This window comes from Methylobacterium sp. AC433 (genome assembly GCF_979253015.1).
Map to the genome: position 1 here is coordinate 37,556 of NZ_CEEDBN010000007.1, position 22,825 is coordinate 60,380.

Genomic DNA, 22,825 nt, shown 5'->3' on the forward strand with positions numbered 1-22,825 from the left:
AATCGATGTGCCACGGCAAGCCGGCCCGGCGGCTACCCCCGTCCCGGGCGGGCGCCAAGGTCTGCTTGGTTTGCGGGCATCAAGCCTTTCGGCCCTCAGGAGTTCCATGCCATGGCCCAAAGCGACGCGCTGGACAGCCCGAGCCGCCGCCTCCGCCTGAAGGACATCGTCGAGGATCCGCGCATCCTCCTGATGCTGGCGCTGGGCTTCTCCTCGGGATTGCCGCTGCTCTTGGTGCTCGGAACCTTCTCGACGCGGCTCGCCTACTCGGACGTCGACGTCAAATCCATCGGCCTGTTCAGCTACCTGGCGCTGCCCTATTCGCTGAAGTTCTTCTGGGCCCCGCTCATCGACCGGTTCGACGTGCCGGTGCTCAGCGGATTGCTGGGTCGCCGGCGCGCCTGGATGATCACGACTCAGTGCGCGGTCGCCCTGTCGCTCACGCTGATGGCCTCCGCCGACCCCGGCACCAGCCTCGCGCTTCTCGGTCTCGGTGCGTTCCTGGTCGCCTTCGGCGCCGCGACGCAGGACGTGGTCATCGACGGCTGGCGCATCGACGCGGCCGGCACGGACCTCCAGGGCGTGATGGCGGCGACCTCCAATCTCGGCTACCGCCTCGCCCTGATGTCAGCCGGCGCCGGCGCCCTGTTCATCGCGAGCGCCTATGGCTGGAGCGTCGCCTACCTGTCGATGGCGGGGCTCATGGGCGTCGGCATCGTCGCCGCGCTGCTCGCCCCGGCCTATGACCGCGCGACCGCGGAGGCGGCCTCGCCCGTACCGCCGAGGACCTGGACCTTCCGCGGCGCCGTCTTGGAGCCCCTCACCGAACTGCACACCCGGCTCGGGGCCGGCCTCTGGGCGATCCTCATCCTCGTCGCCCTCTATCGGCTGCCCGATTTCATCTCGGGCGTCATGGCGAGCCCGCTTTACCGGGAGGTTGGATTCAGCTTGGTCGAGATCGGCGCGGTGTCGAAGCTCTACGGCATCTGGGTCGGCATCGCGGGCGCCTTCGTGGGCGGCTGGGCGATGACGCGCTTCGGCCTGTTTCCCACCCTCGTGGTCGGTGCCTTCCTCGGCGCGGCCTCGAACCTCTCCTTCTCGTGGCTGTCCTTCGGCGGACCGGAGGTCTGGCGCCTCACCGCCGCGATCTCCATCGACAATTTCTGCGGGTCCTTCGCCGGGATGGCACTGATCGCCTACATGTCCAGCCTGACCGCGCCGGGCTTCGCCGCCACCCAGTACGCCCTGTTCTCGTCGCTCTACGCGCTACCGGGCAAGCTCGTGGCCGGAACCTCCGGCTACATCGTCGCGGCCTTCGGCTACCCGGTGTTCTTCGCTTTCACGGCGGCCGTCGGCATCCCGGTGGTCGTCCTCTGCCTCCTCGTCGGCCGGGCGGGCGTGCGCAAGGCGGCCGCGGCGCAGGAGACCGCGACCGATCCGGTCCGCCCGGAGGCCGCCGCCGGCGACGAGATCGGCGGGAACCATGCGCGGGGTCCCGGCCTTGCTTCCACCGGCAACGACCAACCCGGGGCGGGCCGGACCGGACGCCCCCACCCGGCACACGGATGAGAGCGCAGACGTGAGCAACATCAAACTCGTCGACGACACCGTCACCGTTCCGGCCGTCACCCCCGGCGCCCCGGACCTCAGCGACGCCGATCGCGCGGCGCTCCGGCGCGCCGTCGCGGCCCTGGAGAAGCCCGGGCTCGCCGCGCGGCTCTCGGCGGTGGCCGGTGCGCCCCTCGACATGATCGGCCGGGCACTGCCCGCGCCGGTGACCGACGCGGTGTCGCAGGCGACCGAGAGCGCCATGCGCGCCTCGCTCAAGGTCGCCCTGGCGACCCTGCCGACCGGCGGCGAGATCACCGTCGCGGCCCCGTCCGATCCGCTCCTGGCCGGCCCCGCCGGCACGGAATCGGCCACGGTCCGCACCGCCACGCGCCTGGCGAAGTACCTGCCGTCCAGCGCCTTCGGCCACAAGGCGATGGCGGCCGTCTCCGGCGCCGTCGGGGGCGCCTTCGGCCTCGCCACCCTCGCGGTCGAACTGCCGGTCTCCACCACGCTGATGCTGCGCTCGATCGCGCAGATCGCGCAGGAGGAGGGCGAGGATCTCACCGATCCCGAGAATGCGCTCGCCTGCGTGCAGGTCTTCGCCCTCGGCGGCCGCGAGGCGGCCGGGAGCGCCCTGACCGAGAGCGGCTACTTCGCCGTGCGCGCGGCGCTGGCCAAGACGATGGTCGAGGCGGCGCGCTACGCCGGCAACCGGGCGCTCCTCGACGAGGCCGCGCCGGCCCTGATCCGCTTCTCGACGCAGATCGCCGCGCGCTTCGGCCTCGTCGTCTCGCAGAAGGTGGCGGCGCAGGCCGTGCCGATCCTCGGCGCCGTCGGCGGCGCGGCGGTGAACGCCGCCTTCATGGACCACTTCCAGTCCACCGCCCGGGCGCACTTCACCGTGCGGCGGCTGGAGCGGACCTACGGCGCCGCGCCCGTGCGCGCGGCCTACGAATCCGAGAAGGCGATGCTGGGCCTCTGAGCCGGTCAGGCCCGCGGGTAGCGACCCGCGAGCAGAGCGTGGACGAGGCGGGCGGTCTGTACCTCGCCCCCCTCCGGCCGGCCGGGCTTGGTCGACGGGTTCCAGCCGTAGAGGTCGAAATGCACGTGCGCCCGCGTGCCGGGGGCGAAGCGCCGCAGGAACAGGGCCGCCGTGATCGCCCCCGCGAAGGGGCCGCCCGAGACGTTGTTCAGGTCGGCGATCTTCGAATCGAGCAGGCTCGCGTAGGGCTTGTGCAGGGGCAGCCGCCAGACCGGGTCGGCGACGGCGATCCCGGCTTCCGAGACCGCTGCGGCCAGGGCATCGTCCTCGGTGAAGAACGCCGGAAGGTCCGGTCCGAGGGCGACGCGCGCCGCGCCCGTCAGGGTCGCGAAGTCGAGGAGCAGCTCCGGGCCTTCGGCATCCGCCAGCGCGAGGGCATCGGCGAGGATCAGCCGTCCCTCGGCATCGGTGTTGCCGATCTCGACGGTCAGGCCGGCCCGGCTGCGGATCACGTCGCCCGGGCGGAAGGCGCCGCCTGAGATGGCGTTCTCCACGGCCGGCACGATCAGGCGCAGGCGCAGGTTCAGTCCAGCACCCATCACCATGTCGGCGGCCGCGAGGGCCGCCGCGGCGCCCCCCATGTCCTTCTTCATCAGGAGCATGCCGCTCGACGGCTTGATGTCGAGGCCGCCGGTGTCGAAGGCGACCCCCTTGCCGACCAGCGTCACGCGCGGCGCATCGACCGGCCCCCAGGACAGGTCGATGAGGCGCGGCGCCCGCGGGGAAGCGGCCCCGACCGCGTGGACGAGGGGAAACGCCCGCGCGAGCTCCTCGCCGGTGACGACCGAGACGGTGACGCCGTGGCGCCCGGCGACGGCGCGCACCGCCGCCTCGATCTCCGCCGGACCGAGGTCGTTGGCCGGGGTGTTCACGAGGTCACGGCCCTGCGCCACCGCCTCGGCGATGCGGCTGACGGCCTCGCCATCGACTCCCTCCGGCACCATCAGGGCCGGACGTTCGGAGCCGGCCTCGCGATAGCGGCCGAAGCGGTAGCTCCCGAGGAGCCAGGCGAGCGCCGCCGCGCCGGCATCGAACCCGTCCACGGGCGTGAAGCGATAGGTGCCGGGCGGGAGCGCGCCGGGCAGTTTGCCGGCGATCATCCGGTCGCCGCCATCGCCCAGGCCGAACAGCACCTGGCCGAGCCGTCCGTCGGCGGCCGGGAGGAGGGCGATGCGCCCGGCCTTCGGCGCGAACTCGGTCGCGCGCGCATAGGCGGCCTGGGGTGCCGGAAGCGCGTCCTCGACCCGGGACCAGGATTCCGGCGTGACGCAGGTGATCGGGACGGCGTCGCCCGGATCGGCGACGAGGCGGGACAGGGTCTGGGTCATGGATCTCGTGAGGGCAGGGGCGGCGGATTAACGGCGGGTTAGGGTTAACGCTCTATCACCGGCGGAACGGCGGCGCGAAGCGTTCGCCCGAGCAAATCCTGCGCCCGATCGGGCCGTCGCGGAGCGCGTCATGGTCACGCCGCTGTTCACGTTCTCCCGGGTGCGCCCGATACCGCTGCTGGCGGCGACGCTCCTCGCCGCCCTCGCGGCGGGCTGCCAATCCCGCTCCCCCGAGACCACCGGCTCCCTCGGCGGCCTCTCGCTGCCGGGCTTCGGCCGCCCGCAGAATCCCGCGGTGATCAGCCGCCGGGAGGTCGAGGCCCTGGGCGAGAAATACGCCTCCGATCAGAACGACGTGTCCCTGGCGCTCCGCTACGCGCAGGCCCTGCGCGCCACGAACCAGAAGCCGCAGGCCGTCGCGGTCCTGCAGCAGGCGGCCCTGCGCAACCCGAAGAACAACACCGTGCTCGCCGCCTACGGCAAGAGCCTGTCCGAGGTCGGCCGCTTCCAGGAAGCGGCGGACGTCCTTCAGAACGCCCACACGCCGGCCCGGCCGGATTGGCGCGTGCTGTCGGCGCAGGGCGCGGTCGCCGACCAGCTCGACGATCACACCCGGGCGCAGGGCTTCTACGAGGCGGCGCTGAAGATCCAGCCGGATGATCCGGTCATCCTGTCGAACCTCGGTCTCTCCTATGCCCTCGGCCGGCAATTGCCCCAGGCGGAGGCGACCCTGCGCCGGGCCGCCGAGCAGCCGCGGGCCGACGCGCGCGTGCGCCAGAACCTCGCCCTGGTGCTCGGGCTCCAGGGCAAGTTCTCCGAGGCGGAGGCGGTCTCCCGCCAGGACCTCTCCCCGGAGGAGGCCGCGGCCAACACCGTGGCGCTGCGCGCCTTCGTGGCGCAGCCGAACAGCTGGAAGGCCCTGAAGGCCGCCGATGGCCGCGGCGCCCGGCCCGTGCGCCAGGCCGCCGCGCGGCCGGCGGGGTGAGGCCGCCTGCCACCGATGGGGCGGGTGACTTGAGGTTAACCGCAGGTTAAGGCCCACGGCCTAGTCACAAACCGACATGGCGCCACGCGGCGCCGGCTCGCGGCCGTGCCGGCGGAAGAGGAGAGTGCGTGCGTTGGGGTGCTGATCGCTGGCGCTTCTATCGGCTGATCGGACGCGAGATCGCGCGCTCGGTGCGCGACACCTATGCCCGGGTGACCGGCCGGCCCGATATCCTTGCCCGCGCACGCGTCACCGCCCTCGTCATCGCGCCGCACGACCTGCGCACCAGCGACGCGACCTTCGCGGACGACATCTATGCCGGCCTGTTCGTCTTTGCCGGGCGCTCGCTCTCGGTCAGCGGCCGCTCACCCTTCGACTACGCGCCTCCCTCGCCGGAATGGGCCGACATCCTCTACGGCTTCGGGTGGCTGCGCCACCTGCGGGCCGCCGACACGGCCCTGGCCCGCGCCAATGCCCGCGCCTTCGTGGCCGACTTCATCGCCGGCCGCGGCGATGCGGCGCTCGCCCGGCCGACCCCCGTCGCGGCCCGCCGGCTGATCTCCTTCCTCTGTCAATCGCCGCTGGTCCTGGAGGGGGCCGACCACGCCTTCTACCAGGCATTCCTGAAGGCCCTCGGCAAGACGGCCCGCGACCTCGAGGGCGACCTGCGCCGGGGCATCTCGCCCCAGAGCCGCCTGCTCGCGGCGGTGGCGCTCTGCTACGCGGGCCTGTGCTGCGACGGGATTCAGCCGATCCTGCGCCGCGCCACCCGCATCCTGGTGCGCGAGCTCGAGCGGCAGATCCTGCGCGACGGCGGCCACCGCAGCCGCGACCCGCGCTTCGCCATGGAGTTGCTCCTCGACCTGCTGCCCCTGCGCCAGAGCTTCCTCTCGCGCAGCGTCGACCCGCCGGAAGCGCTCCTGCACGCCATCGACCGGATGCTGCCGCTGCTGCGCCTGCTCCGGCACCCGGATGCCTCGCTCAGCCACTTCAACGGCATGGGCGCGACGGCGGCCGACCACCTCGCCACCCTGCTGGTCTACGACGGCGCCCTGGCCCAGCCGATGATGCACGCGCCGAATTCCGGCTACGAGCGCCTGGAGGGCGGGCGCGTCCTGGTCGTCGCCGATGTCGGCGCGCCGCCCCCGCTGCCCGACTCGATCAACGCGGGCGCCGGGTGCCTGTCCTTCGAGATGTCGAGCGGACCGCAGCGCATCGTCGTCAATTGCGGCCTTCCCGCGAGCGGGCCCGAACTGCGTCGCCTCGCCCGCAGCACGGCCGCCCACTCCACCGCCACGGTGGGCGACACCTCGTCCTGCCGCTTCCTGGTCGGCGGGGGCGCCTGGTACGAGCGCTGGGCGGTGACCTGGCTCTCGCACCGGATCGGCCCCGTCATCCTGCGCGGCCCGCGCGACGTGAAGTCGGAGCGCACGAAGGAGGAGGGCGCCACCATCCTGGCGGCGCGCCACGACGGCTATGCCCGCGACCTTGGGCTCATCCACGAACGCCGCTGGCGCCTCACCGGCAACGGCAACCTGCTCGAGGGCGAGGACGCCTTCGTGCGCCCGCCGGCGGCCAAGCGGGGCAAGGTCCGGCACCGGCCGCAGGAGGTGGCGGTGCGCTTCCACCTGCATCCCGCCATCGCCGCGCGCGGCCTCGACGACGGACGCCTCGAACTCACCTCGCCGATCGGCGAGGTCTGGCATTTCGGGGCCGAGGGCGCGCCGGTCGCCCTGGAGGAGAGCGTCTACTTCGCCGGGATCACCGGCGCGCGGCGCACCGACCAGATCGTGCTCTACCTGTCGGTGAGCGAGGACGCCCGCGTCCGCTGGGGCTTCGCCAGGGCCCCGACACGGCAGGGTTGAAGGAGCGGCACGGCCGACGGCGCGGCAGGGCCGGGGGGACGACTGGCCGCAGCGCACAATTTCGTGGTAGGCGCCCGTCAGTTCCTCGTCGCTTGCCTTCGGACGCAACGCCATGTCGCATGACCAGGTGCGGGTCTCCCGCGCACTCCTCTCCGTCTCGGACAAGGAAGGCCTCGTCGCGTTCGCCAGCGCCCTCGACCGCCTCGGCGTCGAGCTCGTCTCCACCGGTGGGACCCACAAGGCCCTGAGCGCGGCCGGGCTCCGGGTCACCGAGGTCGCCGACCTGACCGGCTTTCCCGAAATGATGGACGGGCGGGTGAAGACCCTGCATCCCGGCGTCCACGGGGGCTTGCTCGCCGTGCGCGACAACCCCGAGCATCAGGCCGCCCTCGCGGCGCACGGGATCCGCGCCATCGATCTCCTGGTGGTCAATCTCTACCCGTTCGAGGCGACGGTGGCGAAGGGCGCCTCCTACGACGAGTGCGTCGAGAACATCGACATCGGCGGACCGGCGATGATCCGTGCCGCCTCGAAGAACCACGCCGACGTCGCGGTCGTGGTGGATGTCGCCGATTACGGCGACCTCCTCGCCGAGTTGGAGGCGAATGCCGGCAGCCTGCACGAGAAGACCCGCCGTCGCCTCGCCCAGAAGGCCTATGCCCGCACCGCGACCTACGACGCGGCCATCGCCAACTGGCTCGCCGGACAGATCGAGAGCGAGGCGACGCCCGCCTATCGCGCCTTCGGCGGGAGCCTCGCCCAGCCCCTGCGCTACGGCGAGAACCCCCACCAGAGCGCCGCGTTCTACCGGTCTTCCGGGCTGCCGCGCCCGGGCGTCGCCACCGCGCGCCAGCTCCAGGGCAAGGAGCTGTCCTACAACAACCTCAACGACACCGATGCGGCCTACGAGTGCGTGGCCGAGTTCGATCCGGCACGGTCGGCGGCGGTGGCGATCATCAAGCACGCCAATCCCTGCGGCGTGGCCGAGGGTGCGAGCCTCCTCGAGGCCTACGAGCGCGCCCTGAGCTGCGACCCGACCTCGGCCTTCGGCGGGATCGTCGCCCTCAACCGTCCCCTGGACGCGGAGGCGGCACGCAGGATCGTCGAGATCTTCACCGAGGTGATCATCGCGCCGGACGCCAGCGAGGAGGCGATCGCGATCGTCGCGGGCAAGAAGAACCTGCGCCTCCTCCTCGCCGACGGTCTGCCCGACCCGCGCGGGGCCGGCGAGACCGTGAAGACCCTCGCGGGCGGCCTCCTGGTCCAGGCCCGCGACGCGGCGGTGGTCGACGACATGCCCCTGACGGTCGTCACGCAGCGCGCGCCGTCCGAGCGCGAATACGCCGATCTGCGCTTCGCCTACCGGATCGCCAAGCACGTGAAGTCGAACGCGATCGTGTATGCGCGCGACGGCGCGACGGTCGGCATCGGGGCCGGGCAGATGTCGCGGGTGGATTCCTCGCGCATCGCCGCCTGGAAGGCGGCCGAGGGCGCCAAGCGCCTCGGTGCGGCGGAGAGCCTCGCCAAGGGCTCGGTGGTCGCCTCCGATGCCTTCTTTCCCTTCGCCGACGGCCTGATCGCGGCCGCGGAGGCCGGAGCCACGGCGGTGATCCAGCCGGGCGGCTCCGTGCGCGACGCCGACGTGATCAAGGCCGCCGACGAGGCCGGCCTCGCCATGGTGTTCACCGGCCACCGCCATTTCCGGCACTGACTTCCCGCTCGGGCCGCCGGGAACGGCTCTGCGACCCGGTACCACGAGGCCCGACCCCATGACCCACACGCAACATTCCACCCGCCGCGAGGAGCGCCGTGCGGCGGGTAAGCGCCTGCGCGAGCAGGTCTCGCGGGAATCGCATGCCGAGTGGCGGCCGTCGCCGCAGCGCGATCCCCTGGCGATCCTCCAGGCCGGGGAAGCGGGCCGGCTCGCCGAGCTCCTGCCGCTGCGCCGGGAGCGGATGCGGGCCGATCCCTTCGCCTTCCTGCGCGGGGCCGCCGCCGTGATGGCGGCCGATCTCGAGGGCGTGCCGGTGCCGGGCATCCCGGTCCAGGCCTGCGGCGACTGCCATATCGGCAATTTCGGCGTCTATCGCAGCCCCGAGGGGCAGACGCTGTTCGACATCAACGACTTCGACGAGACCCTGTGGAACGTCGACTTCACCGTCGACGTGAAGCGCCTCGCCGCCAGCATCGCCCTGGCCGCCCTGCCGCGGGGCGAGGACAAGGCCCGCCGCGCGGCCCGGGCCGGCGTCCGCGCCTATCGCGAACACATGCGCGAGCTCGCGGCCCTCTCGCCCCTGGCGATCTGGCACAGCCGGATCGACCTCGACCACGAGGTCGGCCGCCTCGGCGACGACGACCTGTGCCGGCGCCTCCTGTCCGAGGCCGCGACCGAGAACGCCGACGGGCTGAGCCGCGGCGACGTCCCCACCCTCGCGGTGGCCCCGGGCGAGACCGACCCGGCGGATTGGCGAATCGCCGACAAGGCGCCGACGATCTTCCACGAAGGGCCGGGCGGCCTGACCGAGGCGGTGCGCGACGCGGCGGAGGCGCTGCGCGCCTATCCGGACAGCCTCACCGCCGACCGCTGGACCCTGCTCTCCCGCTACGCGCAGCGCGACGTCGCCTTCAAGGTCGTCGGCATCGGATCGGTGGGGCTGGTCTGCGCCGTCGGGATCTACACCGATGCGGACGGTGCCCCGCTGTTCCTGCAGATCAAGGAAGCCCGTCCCTCCGTGATCGGCCAACTCGCGCTCAGCCCCTTCAGCGTGGTCTCGGAGGGCCAGCGGGTGATCGACGGCCAGCGGATCATGCAGGCGGCGAGCGACCTGTTCCTCGGAACGTCGTTCTCCGACGCGAGCGGCCGCCGCTACTACGTGCGCCAGCTCAAGAACCGGAAGCTGTCGGCGGTGGGCGGGATCCTCGCCGAGAGTGGGGCCAAGCCCTATGCCCAGCTCTGCGGCACGACCCTCGCCCGCGCCCATGCCCGCTCCGGCGACGCGGCGATGATCGCCGGCTACCTCGGCAAGGGATCCGCCTTCGACGAGGCGGTCGCGGACTTCGCGATGGCCTATGCGCGCCAGAGCATCGCGGACCACGCCCTGCTGGTCACGGACTTCCTGACCACGCCCGAGCCCCAGGCCCACTGAAACAAAAAGGGCCCCGCCTCGCGGCGGGGCCCCTCGGGCGCGCGATCCTCAGCGGACCGGGTTCTCGTCATAGGTGAAGATATCGCGGTCCTTGGTCTCCGGGATGAAGAGCAGGCCGATGACGAAGGTCATCGCCGCGATCGCGATCGGGTACCACAGGCCGTTATAGATGTTTCCGGTCTGGGCGACGATGGCGAAGGAAGTGGCCGGCAGCAGGCCGCCGAACCAGCCGTTGCCGATATGGTAGGGCAGCGACATCGAGGTGTAGCGGATGCGGGTCGGGAACAGCTCCACCAGCGCCGCCGCGATCGGGCCGTAGACCATCGTCACGTAGAGGACGAGGATCGTGAGGATTCCGACCACGATCAGCTTTTGGCCCGTGAAGATGTCGATCGGGTTCGCAGCCTTGACGATGGTGGCGTTGCCGGCGGGCGCCGGGTAGCCCGCCGCGGTGAGCGCCGCCGGCACCGCCTTGGCGAAGGCCGGGTCGGCGACGGGGAAGTCCTTGCCCGCGATGGTCACGATGGTCGGTGCACCGGCGGCGACAGGCTCGGTGGTGTAGTTCACGGCGGAGCGGGCGAGGAGCGCCTTGGCGACGTCGCACTCCTTGGTGAACTTGGCCGTCCCGACCGGATTGAACTGGAACGAGCACGCCTCCGGGTTGGTCTTCACCACCACCGGCACCGTGGATTGCGCCTGGTACAGGGCCGGGTTGGCGTTGGCGGTCAGCTGCTCGAACAGCGGGAAGTAGGTCAGCGCCGCGATCAGGCAGCCGCCGAGGATCACCGGCTTGCGCCCGATCTTGTCGGAGAGCGCGCCGAAGAACAGGAAGCCGCCGGTGGCGAGGAGCAGCGACCAGGCGATCAGCACGTTGGCGGTGAACTGGTCGACCTTGAGGATGCTCTGCAGGAAGAACAGGGCGTAGAACTGGCCGGCATACCAGACCACGGCCTGGCCGGCGGTGAGGCCGAACAGGGCGAGGAGCGCCCACTTGGCGTTGCGCCACTGGCCGAAGGCCTCCGAGAGCGGCGCCTTCGAGTGCGTGCCTTCCTCCTTCATCTTCTTGAAGGCCGGGCTCTCGTTCATCTGCAGGCGGATCCAGACGGAGATGAGCAGCAGCACGCAGGAGACGAGGAACGGGATGCGCCAGCCCCAGGCCTGGAAGGCCGTGATGGTGGTCTGGGTGCCGTCGGCGGCGGTGGTCACGGTGGGCGCGTAGGCGCCGTTCACGTAGCCCTGCGTCGACAGGATGATGATCAGCGAGAGCAGCAGGCCGAGGGTCGCCGTCGTCTGGATGAAGGCGGTGTAGAACCCGCGGCGGCCACGCGGCGCGTGTTCGGCCACGTAGACGGCCGCGCCGCCATACTCACCGCCCAGGGCCAGGCCCTGGAGCATGCGCAGGGCCAACAGCGTCACCGGGGCGACCCAGCCGATGCCGTAGCCGTTCAGGGTGTCGTAGGAGGGCAGCAGGCCGACGCAGAAGGTCGAGATGCCCATGATCAGGATGGTGATCAGGAAGGTGTGCTTGCGGCCCACCATGTCGCCGAGCCGGCCGAAGACCAGGGCGCCGAAGGGCCGGACCAAGAAGCCGGCCGCGAAGGCGAGGAGGGCGAAGATGTTTCGCGTCGCTTCCGGGTAGGCCGAGAAGAACTGCGCTCCGATGATCGTCGCGAGCGATCCGTAGAGATAGAAATCGTACCATTCGAAGACGGTACCCAAGGACGAGGCGAGAATGACCTTCTTCTCGCCCGCGCTCATCGGCCGTGTGGCCAACTCGCTGGCGGGAATTGCGCTCGACGCAACCATGTGGCGTTTCTCCAAGTCTTGTGTCGCCCGGGCGTAGTCCGCCCGTGGCTTGTTGGACCTTGCGGGGATCGCTGCACGGTGTTGGCGTCCCGCACGACCAGTCGAGCGGACTCAAGTCTGTCCTCGTGCCCGATACCCACGGGCCGATGCTAAGCGATGCCTTGTTTTCGCCCAAGTCCGAAAGGCCGCCTCGGACTACCGAATTCAGATCTTTTTTAATCACCAGCGAAGTATTTTTTGTCATGAGGCGGGATTAAAGCGGTCCGAACGAAAGAAAGGGCGCGGCCTGCGCCGCGCCCTTTCTGGTCCCGCCCGCTCGCCGAAGCGCCGGTTTCAGTGGGCGTGTGCCCCGTCGGCGCCGATACCCGTCTCCGAGCGCACGAATTGTGCGTCGAACAGCGCCCGCTCACGCTGGGCTCTGCGGGTGTTGTCGAGCTTCGAGACGATGAAGATCGTCAGGAAGGCCAGCGGCATCGAGAACAGGGCGGGGTTGTCGTAGGGGAAGATCGCGACCGGGTTGCCGAAGGTCGTGACCCAGACCGCCTTCGACAGCACCACCATGCCGACTGCCGCGACGAGGCCGACGAGGCCGCCGATGAGGGCACCCCAGGTGGTGGTGCCCTTCCACAGGATCGACATGGTCAGGACCGGGAAGTTGCAGCTCGCCGCCACCGAGAAGGCGAGGCCGACCATGAAGGCGACGTTCTGGTTCTCGAAGACGTAACCGAGATAGATCGCCACGATTCCGATGACCACGGCGGCGATCTTGGAGAGCCGGACCTCGGCGGCCTCGTTGGTGCGCCCGCGGGCGATCACCTGGGCGTAGAGGTCGTGGCTGACCGCGGACGCGCCGGCCAGGGTCAGGCCGGCCACCACCGCCAGGATGGTCGCGAAGGCCACGGCCGAGATGAAGCCCAGGAAGTACGGGCCACCCACCGCGTTGGCGAGGTTCACCGCCACCATGTTGGTGCCGCCGATCATGCCCTTGAGCTTGTCGAAGGCGCCGGCCGCGTCGAGGGAGAAGTAGGCCGGGTCGGACATCAAGAGGGCGATGCCGCCGAAGCCGATGATGAAGGTGAGGATGTAGAAGTAGCCGATCAGGCCGGTGGCGTAGAACACCGACTTGCGGGCCGCCTGGGCGTCCGACACCGTGAAGAAGCGCATCAGGATGTGGGGCAGGCCGGCGGTGCCGAACATCAGGCCGACACCGAGCGAGATCGCCTCGATCGGATTGTTGACGAGACCGCCCGGCGCCATGATCGCGTCCCCCTTGGGGTGGGTTGCGACGGCGGCGGCGAAGAGGGTCTCGGGGTTGAAGCCGTACTTGTAGAGCACGGCGCCGGCCATGAAGGTCGCGCCGCCGAGGAGCAGGCAGGCCTTGATCACCTGCACCCAGGTGGTCGCCTTCATGCCGCCGAAGGCGACGTAGACGATCATCAGGACGCCGACGATGATGACGGCGTAGAGGTAGGGCAGGCCGAACAGGAGCTGGATCAGCTTCCCCGCGCCGACCATCTGGGCGATCAGGTAGAACGCCACCACCACCAGCGTGCCGGTGGCCGAGATGATGCGGATCGAGGTCTGGTCGAGGCGGAAGCTCGCCACGTCGGCGAAGGTGAACTTGCCGAGGTTGCGCAGGCGCTCCGCGATCAGGAACAGCACGATCGGCCAGCCGACGAGGAAGCCGGTGGAGTAGATCAGGCCGTCGAAGCCTGAGGTGTAGACGAGCCCCGAGATGCCGAGGAACGAGGCGGCGGACATGTAGTCGCCCGCGATGGCGAGCGAGTTGGTGCCGGCGGAGATGCCACCGCCGGCGGCGTAGAAGTCGGCCGCCGACTTGGTGCCCTTGGCGGCCTTGTACGTGATGCCGAGGGTGAACAGCACGAAGAACGCGAACATGCCGATGGCCGGCCAGTTCGTCGCCGACTGCTTGACCGCGCCGAGGTCGGGACCGGCGGCGAAGGCGGCCGTGACGGCGAGCGCCGCCAGTGTCGTGCCCAGGACGAGGGGGTGCTTGAGGCGGATCATCGGCCGAGGTCCCGCTTGAGGGCGGCGGTCAGCTGGTCGAAGCGGCCGTTGGCGCGCTGGACGTAGATGCCGGTGAGGATGAAGGCGAGCACGATCACGGTGACGCCGAGGAGGAGGCCGAGCGACGCGGTGCCGCCGCCGATCTTCACGGCCAGCAGCGCCTTGTCGAAGGCGATCAGCCCGATGAAGCCGAAATAGATCAGCAGCATGATGATGGTCAGCGTCCAGCCGAAGCGCGTGCGCTCGTGAACGAGTTCCTTGAAGTGCGGGCTCTGCGCGATGCGCGCAGTCTCCAGGTCGGCCATGACGTGTTTCTCCCAAGGATCCGCCTCTTGGCAGGGCGGCTTCCGGATTGAAGGCTTCTTGGATTGTCGGATGTGAGAAGAGGTGGGCGGCAGGTCCGCGCGGATGCGGGGTCACCGCATCCGCGCGATCGAAGGGCCGGAGCGCTCAGTGCGTCCGGTTCTGGCGATTCTCGATGAGGTCGTCGACCACCGCCGGCTCGGCGAGGGTCGAGGTGTCGCCCAGCGACGAGAACTCGTCCTCGGCGATCTTGCGCAGGATGCGGCGCATGATCTTGCCCGAACGCGTCTTGGGCAGGCCCGGGGCGAACTGGATCAGGTCCGGCGAGGCGATCGGCCCGATATCCTTTCGGACCCAGGTCACGAGCTCCTTGCGCAGCTCGTCCGAGCCCTCCTCACCCTCCATCAGGGTGACGTAGGCGTAGATGCCCTGGCCCTTGAGGTTGTGCGGATAGCCGACGACGGCGGCCTCGGAGACCTTCGGATGCGCGACGAGGGAGGATTCGACCTCCGCCGTGCCCATCCGGTGGCCCGAGACGTTGATGACGTCGTCGACGCGGCCGGTGATCCAGTAGTAGCCGTCCGCGTCGCGGCGGCAGCCGTCACCGGTGAAGTAGTTGCCCGGATAGGTCGAGAAGTAGGTCTGCTCGAAGCGCTCGTGGTCGCCGTAGACCGTGCGCATCTGGCCGGGCCAGGAATCCTTGATGCAGAGATTGCCCTCGCAAGGACCGTCGAGGGTCTTGCCCTCGGCGTCGACCACGATGGGCTGGACCCCGAAGAACGGACGCGTGGCCGAACCGGGCTTCAGCTTGGTCGCGCCCGGCAGCGGCGTGATGAGGATGCCGCCGGTCTCGGTCTGCCACCAGGTGTCGACGATCGGGCAGCGCGAGTCACCGACGACCTTGTAGTACCAGTCCCAGGCTTCCGGATTGATCGGCTCGCCGACCGAGCCGAGAACGCGCAGGGAGGCCCGCGAGGTCTTCTTCACCGGGCCTTCGCCGCCGCCCATCAGCGAACGGATCGCGGTGGGCGCCGTGTAGAAGATGTTGACCTTGTGCTTGTCGACCACGTCCCAGAAGCGGGAATTCGACGGGTAGGTCGGGATGCCCTCGAACATCAGCGTGGTCGCGCCGTTCGCGAGCGGCCCGTATACGATGTAGCTGTGACCGGTGACCCAGCCGACATCGGCCGTGCACCAATAGACCTCGCCCTCGCGGTAATCGAAGACGTACTGATGCGTCATCGAGGCGTAGACGAGGTAGCCGCCGGTGGTGTGGACGACACCCTTCGGCTGACCCGTCGAGCCCGAGGTGTAGAGGATGAAGAGCGGGTGCTCCGCCTCCACCGGCTCGGCCGGGCACGCGTCGGTCACCTGGGCGGCCGCCTCGTCGTAATAGACGTCGCGGCCGGGCTCCATCGCGATCGTCGAGCCGGTGCGCCGGACCACGACGACGTGGTCGACGCTGTCCTTCGGCAGGCGGGCGATGGCGGCATCGACATTCGCCTTCAACGGCACCTTGCGGCCGCCGCGCAGGCCCTCGTCCGCCGTGATGACCATCTTCGACGCGCAGCCCTCGATGCGGCCGGCCAGGGAATCGGGCGAGAACCCGCCGAAGACGATGGAGTGGATCGCGCCGAGGCGAGCGCAGGCGAGCATCGCGTAGGCGGCCTCGGGGATCATCGGCAGGTAGATCGTGACCCGGTCGCCCTTCGACACGCCGCGGTTGCGCAGCACGTTGGCCATCCTGCCGACTTCCGAATGAAGCTGGCGATAGGTGATGTGCTTGGACTCGCTCGGGTCGTCGCCTTCCCAGATGATCGCGACCTGGTCGCCGCGCGTCTCGAGGTGACGGTCGATGCAATTATGGGCGACGTTCGTGCGCCCATCCTCGAACCATTTGATCGATATGTTTCCCGGCTCGAAGCTGGTGTTCTTCACCTTCGTGAAGGGCGTCATCCAGTCGATGCGCTTACCGTGCTCGCTCCAGAAAGCTTCTGGATCGGAGACGGAGGCCTCATACAGGGCCAGGTACTTCGCGTTGTCGACGTGGGCACCCTGGCTCCACGTCGAACGCACTTCGACCACCTTCTCGTCCATCGCGTTTTCCCTATCGGTGCCCGATCGTATCGCGACTGTTCACGCAGCCGGGTCTTCCGAATACCGTCATAGGCTCAACGAGATATTCCCCGCAAGCGCCCATATGGGTCGGTGCGGGACAGGACCGATATTTTGTTTGCGCGCTAGTCAATTGCACCCAATGCAGATGCCGGTCTCGACCTTTCTGTCGATCGCCTGCTGCTTGCGGGTGGTCTCGGAGGGGCGGTCGTCGGACGGCGCCTCCGCCCGGCCCGGAGGCTTGGTGACTCCGGTGGATGTGATGTTGCGGAACTGGCCGGCGGAATTCAGATTCGGCTCGGTGCCGGATTGCTGTGCCAGGGCCAGACCCGGCAATCCGATTCCGAGGACAGCGATCAGAGTCACGGCACGCATCGTCGTCTCCATGGGAGGCAGAGGGCGATTCTCCCTCGCTGACGATCCAACGCGCGCTGCCCGGGCCGGTTGCAGCGGCGGCCGTACGGGGTCAGGCCCGCATCGTGGCGCCGCACACCGGAAACAGCATCTCCACCAGCGTTCCCTCCTCCTTGCGGCTGGAGATCCGGAAGCGGCCGTGATTGGCCTCGACCAGCGCCTTGGTCAGCGGCAGACCGAGGCCCGTCCCCCGGCGTGGCGCCGCCGTCGCGCCCGTCGCGAACGGCCGGAGCGCATCCTCGACCTCGGCTGCCGTCATGCCGGTCCCGGTGTCGCGGATGCGCAGGGCGATCTCGCCGCGATCCGCCAGGGTGGTCGACACGATGACCTGTCCGCCGGGTTCGGTGAGCGCGATGGCGTTCGCGATCACGTTGACCGCCGCCTGATGCACCGAGCGCTCGTCGGCCATCAGGTTCGGCAGGTCCGCGGAGAAGCTGGTGCGCAGGACGATTCGCCGACGGGACGCTTCCGGCTGAAGGTGGGCGACGCAGCGCGCCACCACGTCGTTCAGGGACACCTCCGCGACGGCGAGATCGACGGTCCCGGACTCGATGCGGGCGAGGTCCAGGAGATCGTTGACCAGATCGAGCAGACTCGCGCCGGAGGCGTGAACCTCCTGGAGGCAGGCGCGGTAGCGTTCCGATCCCGGCGGTCCGACGGATTCCGAGATCAGACCTTCGATCGAAGCGAGCATGCCCTTGATCGGCGCCTGAACCGTCCGGCCGACCTGGCTCAGGAGCTCGGCCCGGTGCACGACGTGATCCTGGGCGGCGGTCTGCTCCCGCACGTTCGCCTCGCGGCGCTCCGATGTCGGAACGTCGTCGCGGATCACGGCGCATTGGCGGTTCTCGGCGTCACCGGCCAGTGGCAGGACCCGGACGCGCAGGCGCCTGCGCGAGCCGCGTGCCGCGACCGGCGCATCGTCCGTCACGGTGGATCCGGGCTCGGCATGCAGGCGCGCCAGCAGATCGACGGCATGCTCCGAGGCGAACAGGCCAAGGAAGCTCGCCCCGACCACTTCCCGGGGATCGAGCCCGAAGATCTCGGCGGATTTTCGATTCAGGGACAGGATGCGGGCTTGGTGGTCGAGCAACACGATGCCGTCCTCCAGGGCGGCGAGGACCGCGAGGGCCTCCGAGCCGTGGCGGGCGGCGAAGTCCTGGGCGATCGCCGTCGCCGTGGCGGCGCGGGCCTCCGCGCTCGGCTCGGCATCGCGGGCGAGCAGCAGGTCCGCCGGCCGGCCGGCCCAGTCCAGCACGGAATGCTCGATCAGCACGCTGGCGCGCCCGCCCTCCCGGGTCGCCAGGACCAGTGGCGCGTCGCCCGCCGACCGCTGCCGCGGGTCGAGCCCGCCGAACAGGTGGTCGATCCCGCCCGCGGCCGTGAGCTCCTGGTGATTCGCGTAGCCCACGAGATCGAGTAGGGGCCGGTTGGCGAACAGCACGGTCTCGTCGCGGTAGACCAGAACCCCGGAGGGAATCCGCTCCAGGGTCGCCACCATGGCGGAATCCGGCGCGGCATCTTCTATCGGTCGCGGCGGCTGGAGCGGGAACGGCATCACCGCGCAGGGAAGGCTCGGCTCGGCCGCGGGTTCCGAGCGCTCGTCGCCGGCGAACCGCGCACCGAGGGCGCGCGCGATCTCGCGGAACGCAGCGTGCTCGTGCGTCGAGAGGTGCGGGTCCGCCGGAGAAGGACCGACGTCGGGCGCGGGGACCGGAGGCTCCGAATCGTCGGCGACAGGCTCCGCGATCGGCTCCGGTACGGGGGACGCCCTCTCCAGATCGGGTTCAGGCGGCGTATCGGTGATCGAGCGGACCTGGCCGAATCCGCGAAACCCGGTTCCGCTCCGGCTGGCCGGGGCACCGGAGAGTTCCAGCTCGCAGACGGCCCCGCCGGCGTCGATCAACGTGATCGGAATCGCCCGGAAGGTGCGTCCGCTCTCCAGGGCGGTGAGGAGTCCGCCAGCATCGCGCAGAACCGCCGCCTCTGCGAGTGCGTGCCACGTCCGCCCCTGGAGCCTGTGGCGAAGCGCTGACCCGGCCACCTGCGAGACCTGGAGGATCGTGCCCGCCGCGTCGCTCTCCCAGGTGAAGCGCTGCCGCACGATGGTCGGCTCCAGCGCCTCCGGCGCAGGTTCGGGGGAACGGACCTTCGGGGCGTCCGGCGCGGGCTCGGGGCGGCGCTCCGCGCGGAGCTGGGACGAATCGGGTGCGGAGGTCTCCCGTCCTCGCCGGTTCGCGCGCAGATCCGGCAGGGGCGCGCTCGCGACGAGGACCACCACGTCCCGCGTATCGGTGAGGGACGCGCGCATCAGGGTGACCAGCACCGGCGGCGCGAGGCGGCGGGCATCCAACCGAAGGCGCAGGAGCATCGGCCGGTCGTGGCGCAGGCGGGCCCGTGCGATCTGTTCGCCGAGCCCGAGGGCCGGAGCGACGCGCCCATCCGATTCGCTGATCGCTCGCCGCAGGACCTCGCCGCGCGTCGAAGCCTTGAGCACCCGCTCGCCGCCCGCGTCGAGGACGACGATCACGCTTTCGGGATCGTTGATGCGGGGCGCGAGGGGCGAATCATCGGCGCATCGGCGCAGGAGCGCAGCGATCGCCGATTCGTCGGTCTCACCAGGCCCTGAGGCTCCACTCTCGAACATCCGCACCCGTTTATCGTGACGAATCCTGGGACGTGACGTCCTTTTACCGCGCCACCGCCCCCTCTTAAGCCACGAGAGGGGCGTCCGCACGTTTACCTGTTGTCAACCTTAATGCGCCCGAGCAGGGTGGCATAGGGCTGGAGCTGTGCTATTGTGCAGCGCACAACACGCGTCAACAATTGAGCAAGAGGAGAGGATAATGAGCAGCACCCCGAATTACGAGGTTCCCGCCGAGATGCGTGATTTCGCCGAGAAGAGCGTCGATCAGGCGCGCAAGGCGTTCGACACATTCATCAGCGCCGCCCGGCGCACCGCCGATACCGTGCAGGGCTCCGCCGAGATGGCGCGCACGAATGCGCAGGACGTGTCCGCCCGCGGCTTCGAATTCGCCGAGCAGAACGTCACGGCCGCCTTCGACCTCGCGCAGAAGCTGGTCCGCTCGCGCGACCTGCAGGAAGCGATGCAGCATCAGGCCGAGTTCGTGCGCAGCCAGTTCGCCGCGATCCAGGCCCAGGCCAAGGAATTCGGCGGTCTCGCCCAGTCGGCGATCCAGCAGAGCGCCGAGAAGGCCAAGGGCGCCATGCAGGAGAGCGCCGAGCACGCCCGCAAGGCGATGGAGCAGGGCACCGAGGCGGCCCGCAAGGCCGGCACCGATGCCGAGCAGGCCATGCGGAACGCGACCAACTCCTAATCCGTCATAGATCGGCGCCCACGCGGCGCCCCTCCGCAGCCCGCTCGGTTCCAGACCGAGCGGGCTGTTCTCGTTAGGGGTCCGGGAACGCGCTCGGACTTGCCGAGAGGACTTGCCGAGAGCACTGCCGGTAGGACTTGCCGAGGGCGGGCGGGTCTCCTAACCCTTACCGCCGCAGCGTGCCCGAGCTTCCCGGCACGCGGCGTCAACCAGGGCGTGAGACCATGCGACGTATCTCCCGAGGCAGTCTGATCCTCACCGTCCTCGCCGGGCTGTTCGCGGCGCAGGGCGCCAGTGCTCAATATTACGACGACAGCTACGACCGCCCGCCGCCGCGCCGCGCCTATGACGAGCGCCGTCTGCCGCCCCGCCGCGAGGTCGGACTCAACTGCGATGCGGTGCAGTCGGGCCTGACGGGCTACCAGCCCTATTCCTGTCCGCTGACGAGCCCGCGGCCCCTCGGCGCCCGCTGCTTCTGCGACATGCCGATCGCCCCCCTGAGCTCGCCGCAGACCGCGGTCGGCCGCGTGGTGCCCTGAGATCCGGCCCCGGACACGGCGCTTCGAACGACGAAGGCCGCGCCATCCTTCCGGACGGCGCGGCCTTCTCATCCCGGTTCGGGCGGAGCGACCTCAGTTCAGGACGACGACCTTCGCGCCGACCTTCACCCGCTCGTAGAGATCGGTGACATCCTCATTCGTCATCCGGATGCAGCCCGACGACACGGCCTGGCCGATCGTATCCGGCTCGTTGGAGCCGTGGATGCGGTACTCGGTGCTGCCGATATACATGGCGCGGGCACCGAGCGGATTCTCGACGCCGCCTGCCATGTAGCGCGGCAGGTCGGGACGGCGGGCGATCATGGCGGCCGGAGGCGTCCACGACGGCCATTCCTTCTTGGCGGTGACGGTCTTCACGCCGGACCAGGTAAAGCCGGGACGGCCGACGCCGACGCCGTAGCGGATGGCCTCACCGTTCGGCATCACGAAGTAGAGGCGCCGCTCGGCCGTCGAAACCACGATCGTGCCCGGCTTGTAGTTGTTGTTGAATGCTACGATCTCGCGCGGGATCGGAGCGACCTGGGCCTGGGGCGCCGCCTGGTAGCCCTGCCCAACCGTGCCGGGATAGCCGTAGGGATCATCGGTCGTCCGGCCATAACCATAGGCAGGATCGGAGGAGTAGTAATCTTCGCTGCCATTCGTGCCGAGCGGATCATAGGGAGCTGCCAGAACTGGGCTCGCGGAGAGGACGCAGACACCGAACAGGCCTGTGAGGGCGGTCGCCAAGGTCTTCATGTTGGATCCCTTACCTGTGCCGTAACCTTTGCTATACAAGCGTAAGCATGGGACAGTGGTTCCATGGGCCTCCGATGAATCCGACATATTTGCGGCGGATCCCGCCAGAGCGCCGTTAGCGCGGGTCCTCGGCGGCCCGCGCGAGGGCCGCGGCGTCGAGCTTCACCATGGTCTGCATGGCGGCGAACACCCGCGCCGCGACGGCGGGATCGGCATCTGCGAGGAGTCGCGGCAGGATCTCGGGGACGATCTGCCAGGGCACGCCCCAGCGGTCGCGCAGCCAGCCGCACATGATCTCCGATCCTCCCTCCGAGACCAGGCCGTTCCAGAGCCGATCCACCTCCGCCTGATCGGCGCAGGCCACGGAGATCGAGGCGGCCGTGCCGTAATCCGCAGGCACACCGCCGTTCAGAGCCTGGAAGCGCTGGTCACCGAGGGTGAAGCTGACCAGGATCACGTCGCCGGGCTGGCCACCGGGCCAGGGACCGGGCGAGCGCTGGATGTGGCCGATGCGGGAACCCGGCACCAGGGACACGTAGAGGCGCACGGCCTCTTCCGCGCCCCGCTCGAACCAGAGGCAGGTACTGACGTTCGACATGTTTCCGCTCCTGCTTGTCTGCATCCCTATGGCCTCCGGTAGCGACGGAGGCACCCTGTGCGCTAGAGGCGCGCGGCCAGCTCGCCGAGCTGATCGGCGCAGCGGCCCCACCCGTCGTGGAAGCCCATGGCCTCGTGGGCGGCGCAATCCTCAGCCGACCAGTGACGCACGCGCGCCGTGTAGCGGGTCGCCTCGCCGTCCGGCTCGAAGGTGATGATGCCGGTGAAGAAGGGCTTGGCCGATGGCTCCCAGGCCCGGACATAGGCGTCCGTGAAGACGATCCGGGCGTTCTCCAACAGTTCGAGATAGACGCCGGCGCTGGGAAACTCCGCGCCGTCCGGCCCTCGCATGACGATGCGGGTCGCGCCGCCGGGACGCAGATCGGTCTCCGCCTCCGTCACGACGAAGGGCTTCGGCGCGAACCAGCGCTTGATCAGGTCCGGCTCGGTCCAGCACCGGTAGAGCGCCGCCGGAGCGGCGTGGATGAGGCGTTCAAGGACGAGTTCGCGTCCGGTCGAATCGGTCATGGCGGCGTTCCAGCTCAGACGTTGCGGAAGGGGGGCGAGAGGCGGTCAGCGCTTCTGCTGGTTCATCGCCCAGAGAACCCCGAAGGGATCGCGCAGCTGGCCGTAGCGGTCGCCCCAGAACATGTCGGCCGGCGGCATCACCGCGACCGCGCCCGCCTCGACGGCCCGCGCGTAACGCTCGTCGATGTCGTCGACCATCAGCATCAGGGTGAAGGCCTGCGGAGGCTGGAGGGAATGTCCATGCTCGGGAAAGGCGTCGCTCAGCATCAGCGAGGCGCCATTGAGGTGGAGGTGGACGTGCATGGTGCGGCCCTGGTCGTCGACGGGCATCGCGGTGGCGATCTCGGCCTCGAAGGCTCGGACATAGAACTCCGCCGCCTTCATGGCGCCCGCGACGGTCAGGTAGGGCACCAGACCGCTCTTCACGGGGGCCGGGGTCGGCGGCTCGGGTTGGTTCGTGCTGCTCATCGTGGTCCTCTCCTCT

General features: G+C 69.8%; 19 protein-coding genes. 8 read left to right on the top strand and 11 right to left on the bottom strand.

The window, feature by feature from the left end:
• The first annotated feature begins 111 nt into the window (after positions 1-111).
• Entirely contained in the window at positions 112-1,569 is a 1,458-nt protein-coding gene (locus tag AC0IWM_RS12280) for an AmpG family muropeptide MFS transporter (protein ID WP_471755318.1), read from the top strand.
• Positions 1,570-1,579: 10 nt separating this feature from the next.
• Positions 1,580-2,533: an EcsC family protein gene (locus AC0IWM_RS12285; protein ID WP_471755320.1), complete on the top strand. Its 954-nt coding sequence runs from the start codon at positions 1,580-1,582 to the stop codon at positions 2,531-2,533.
• A gap of 5 nt (positions 2,534-2,538) precedes the next feature.
• On the opposite strand, the gene AC0IWM_RS12290 is transcribed toward AC0IWM_RS12285, so the two are convergent.
• Positions 2,539-3,921 carry a leucyl aminopeptidase family protein gene (locus tag AC0IWM_RS12290; RefSeq protein ID WP_471755322.1) on the bottom strand — a complete coding sequence of 461 codons (1,383 nt, stop codon included), beginning with the start codon at positions 3,919-3,921 and terminating at the stop codon, positions 2,539-2,541.
• Positions 3,922-4,051: 130 nt separating this feature from the next.
• Here AC0IWM_RS12290 and AC0IWM_RS12295 point away from each other — a divergent pair, with 130 nt between their 5' ends.
• The 4 genes from AC0IWM_RS12295 (at position 4,052) to AC0IWM_RS12310 (ending at position 9,917) form a co-directional block, all read left to right on the top strand.
• A complete protein-coding gene (locus AC0IWM_RS12295; protein ID WP_471755324.1) occupies positions 4,052-4,906 on the top strand; it encodes a hypothetical protein in 855 nt (284 codons plus the stop codon).
• 128 nt (positions 4,907-5,034) lie between these two features.
• A complete protein-coding gene (locus AC0IWM_RS12300) occupies positions 5,035-6,771 on the top strand; it encodes a heparinase II/III family protein (protein WP_471755326.1) in 1,737 nt (578 codons plus the stop codon).
• Between the two features lie 112 nt (positions 6,772-6,883).
• A complete protein-coding gene (gene purH / locus AC0IWM_RS12305; RefSeq protein WP_471755328.1) occupies positions 6,884-8,482 on the top strand; it encodes a bifunctional phosphoribosylaminoimidazolecarboxamide formyltransferase/IMP cyclohydrolase in 1,599 nt (532 codons plus the stop codon).
• Between the two features lie 58 nt (positions 8,483-8,540).
• Positions 8,541-9,917, top strand: a complete 1,377-nt coding sequence (locus AC0IWM_RS12310; protein WP_471755330.1) for a DUF2252 domain-containing protein — start codon at positions 8,541-8,543, stop codon at positions 9,915-9,917.
• A 48-nt stretch (positions 9,918-9,965) separates the two neighbouring features.
• On the opposite strand, the gene AC0IWM_RS12315 is transcribed toward AC0IWM_RS12310, so the two are convergent.
• The 6 genes from AC0IWM_RS12315 to AC0IWM_RS12340 all read right to left on the bottom strand — a co-directional run bounded on the left by AC0IWM_RS12315 (position 9,966) and on the right by AC0IWM_RS12340 (position 19,230).
• The gene (locus AC0IWM_RS12315) at positions 9,966-11,723 is read right to left on the bottom strand and encodes an MFS transporter (RefSeq protein WP_471755332.1); all 1,758 of its coding nucleotides are present in this window, start codon (positions 11,721-11,723) and stop codon (positions 9,966-9,968) included.
• Positions 11,724-12,056: 333 nt separating this feature from the next.
• A complete protein-coding gene (locus AC0IWM_RS12320) occupies positions 12,057-13,751 on the bottom strand; it encodes a cation acetate symporter (protein ID WP_471755333.1) in 1,695 nt (564 codons plus the stop codon).
• Positions 13,748-14,056 (bottom strand): DUF485 domain-containing protein, encoded by a 309-nt coding sequence (locus tag AC0IWM_RS12325; RefSeq protein ID WP_056473586.1) that lies wholly within the window; start codon positions 14,054-14,056, stop codon positions 13,748-13,750. Before AC0IWM_RS12325 ends, AC0IWM_RS12320 begins: the two co-directional genes overlap by 4 nt.
• 145 nt (positions 14,057-14,201) lie before the next feature.
• Positions 14,202-16,151 carry an acetate--CoA ligase gene (gene acs, locus AC0IWM_RS12330; protein ID WP_471755335.1) on the bottom strand — a complete coding sequence of 650 codons (1,950 nt, stop codon included), beginning with the start codon at positions 16,149-16,151 and terminating at the stop codon, positions 14,202-14,204.
• 147 nt (positions 16,152-16,298) lie between these two features.
• Entirely contained in the window at positions 16,299-16,544 is a 246-nt protein-coding gene (locus AC0IWM_RS12335; RefSeq protein ID WP_082511311.1) for a hypothetical protein, read from the bottom strand.
• A 91-nt stretch (positions 16,545-16,635) separates the two neighbouring features.
• Positions 16,636-19,230, bottom strand: coding sequence for an ATP-binding protein (locus AC0IWM_RS12340; protein WP_471755337.1), 2,595 nt, complete (start codon positions 19,228-19,230; stop codon positions 16,636-16,638).
• A gap of 199 nt (positions 19,231-19,429) precedes the next feature.
• On the opposite strand from AC0IWM_RS12340, the gene AC0IWM_RS12345 reads away from it, so the two are divergent.
• Together AC0IWM_RS12345 and AC0IWM_RS12350 are read left to right on the top strand one after the other, a co-directional pair.
• A complete protein-coding gene (locus AC0IWM_RS12345; protein ID WP_056473597.1) occupies positions 19,430-19,921 on the top strand; it encodes a phasin in 492 nt (163 codons plus the stop codon).
• Between the two features lie 224 nt (positions 19,922-20,145).
• Positions 20,146-20,460, top strand: a complete 315-nt coding sequence (locus AC0IWM_RS12350; RefSeq protein WP_471755339.1) for a hypothetical protein — start codon at positions 20,146-20,148, stop codon at positions 20,458-20,460.
• 93 nt (positions 20,461-20,553) lie between these two features.
• Here the strand turns inward: AC0IWM_RS12350 and AC0IWM_RS12355 are convergent, their stop codons facing one another.
• The 4 genes from AC0IWM_RS12355 to AC0IWM_RS12370 all read right to left on the bottom strand — a co-directional run bounded on the left by AC0IWM_RS12355 (position 20,554) and on the right by AC0IWM_RS12370 (position 22,809).
• Positions 20,554-21,216 (bottom strand): L,D-transpeptidase, encoded by a 663-nt coding sequence (locus AC0IWM_RS12355; protein ID WP_471755341.1) that lies wholly within the window; start codon positions 21,214-21,216, stop codon positions 20,554-20,556.
• A 115-nt stretch (positions 21,217-21,331) separates the two neighbouring features.
• Entirely contained in the window at positions 21,332-21,814 is a 483-nt protein-coding gene (locus tag AC0IWM_RS12360) for a VOC family protein (RefSeq protein ID WP_471755343.1), read from the bottom strand.
• A gap of 62 nt (positions 21,815-21,876) precedes the next feature.
• A complete protein-coding gene (locus AC0IWM_RS12365; protein WP_471755345.1) occupies positions 21,877-22,341 on the bottom strand; it encodes an SRPBCC family protein in 465 nt (154 codons plus the stop codon).
• A gap of 45 nt (positions 22,342-22,386) precedes the next feature.
• A complete protein-coding gene (locus AC0IWM_RS12370) occupies positions 22,387-22,809 on the bottom strand; it encodes a VOC family protein (protein ID WP_471755347.1) in 423 nt (140 codons plus the stop codon).
• Positions 22,810-22,825: the final 16 nt, after the last annotated feature.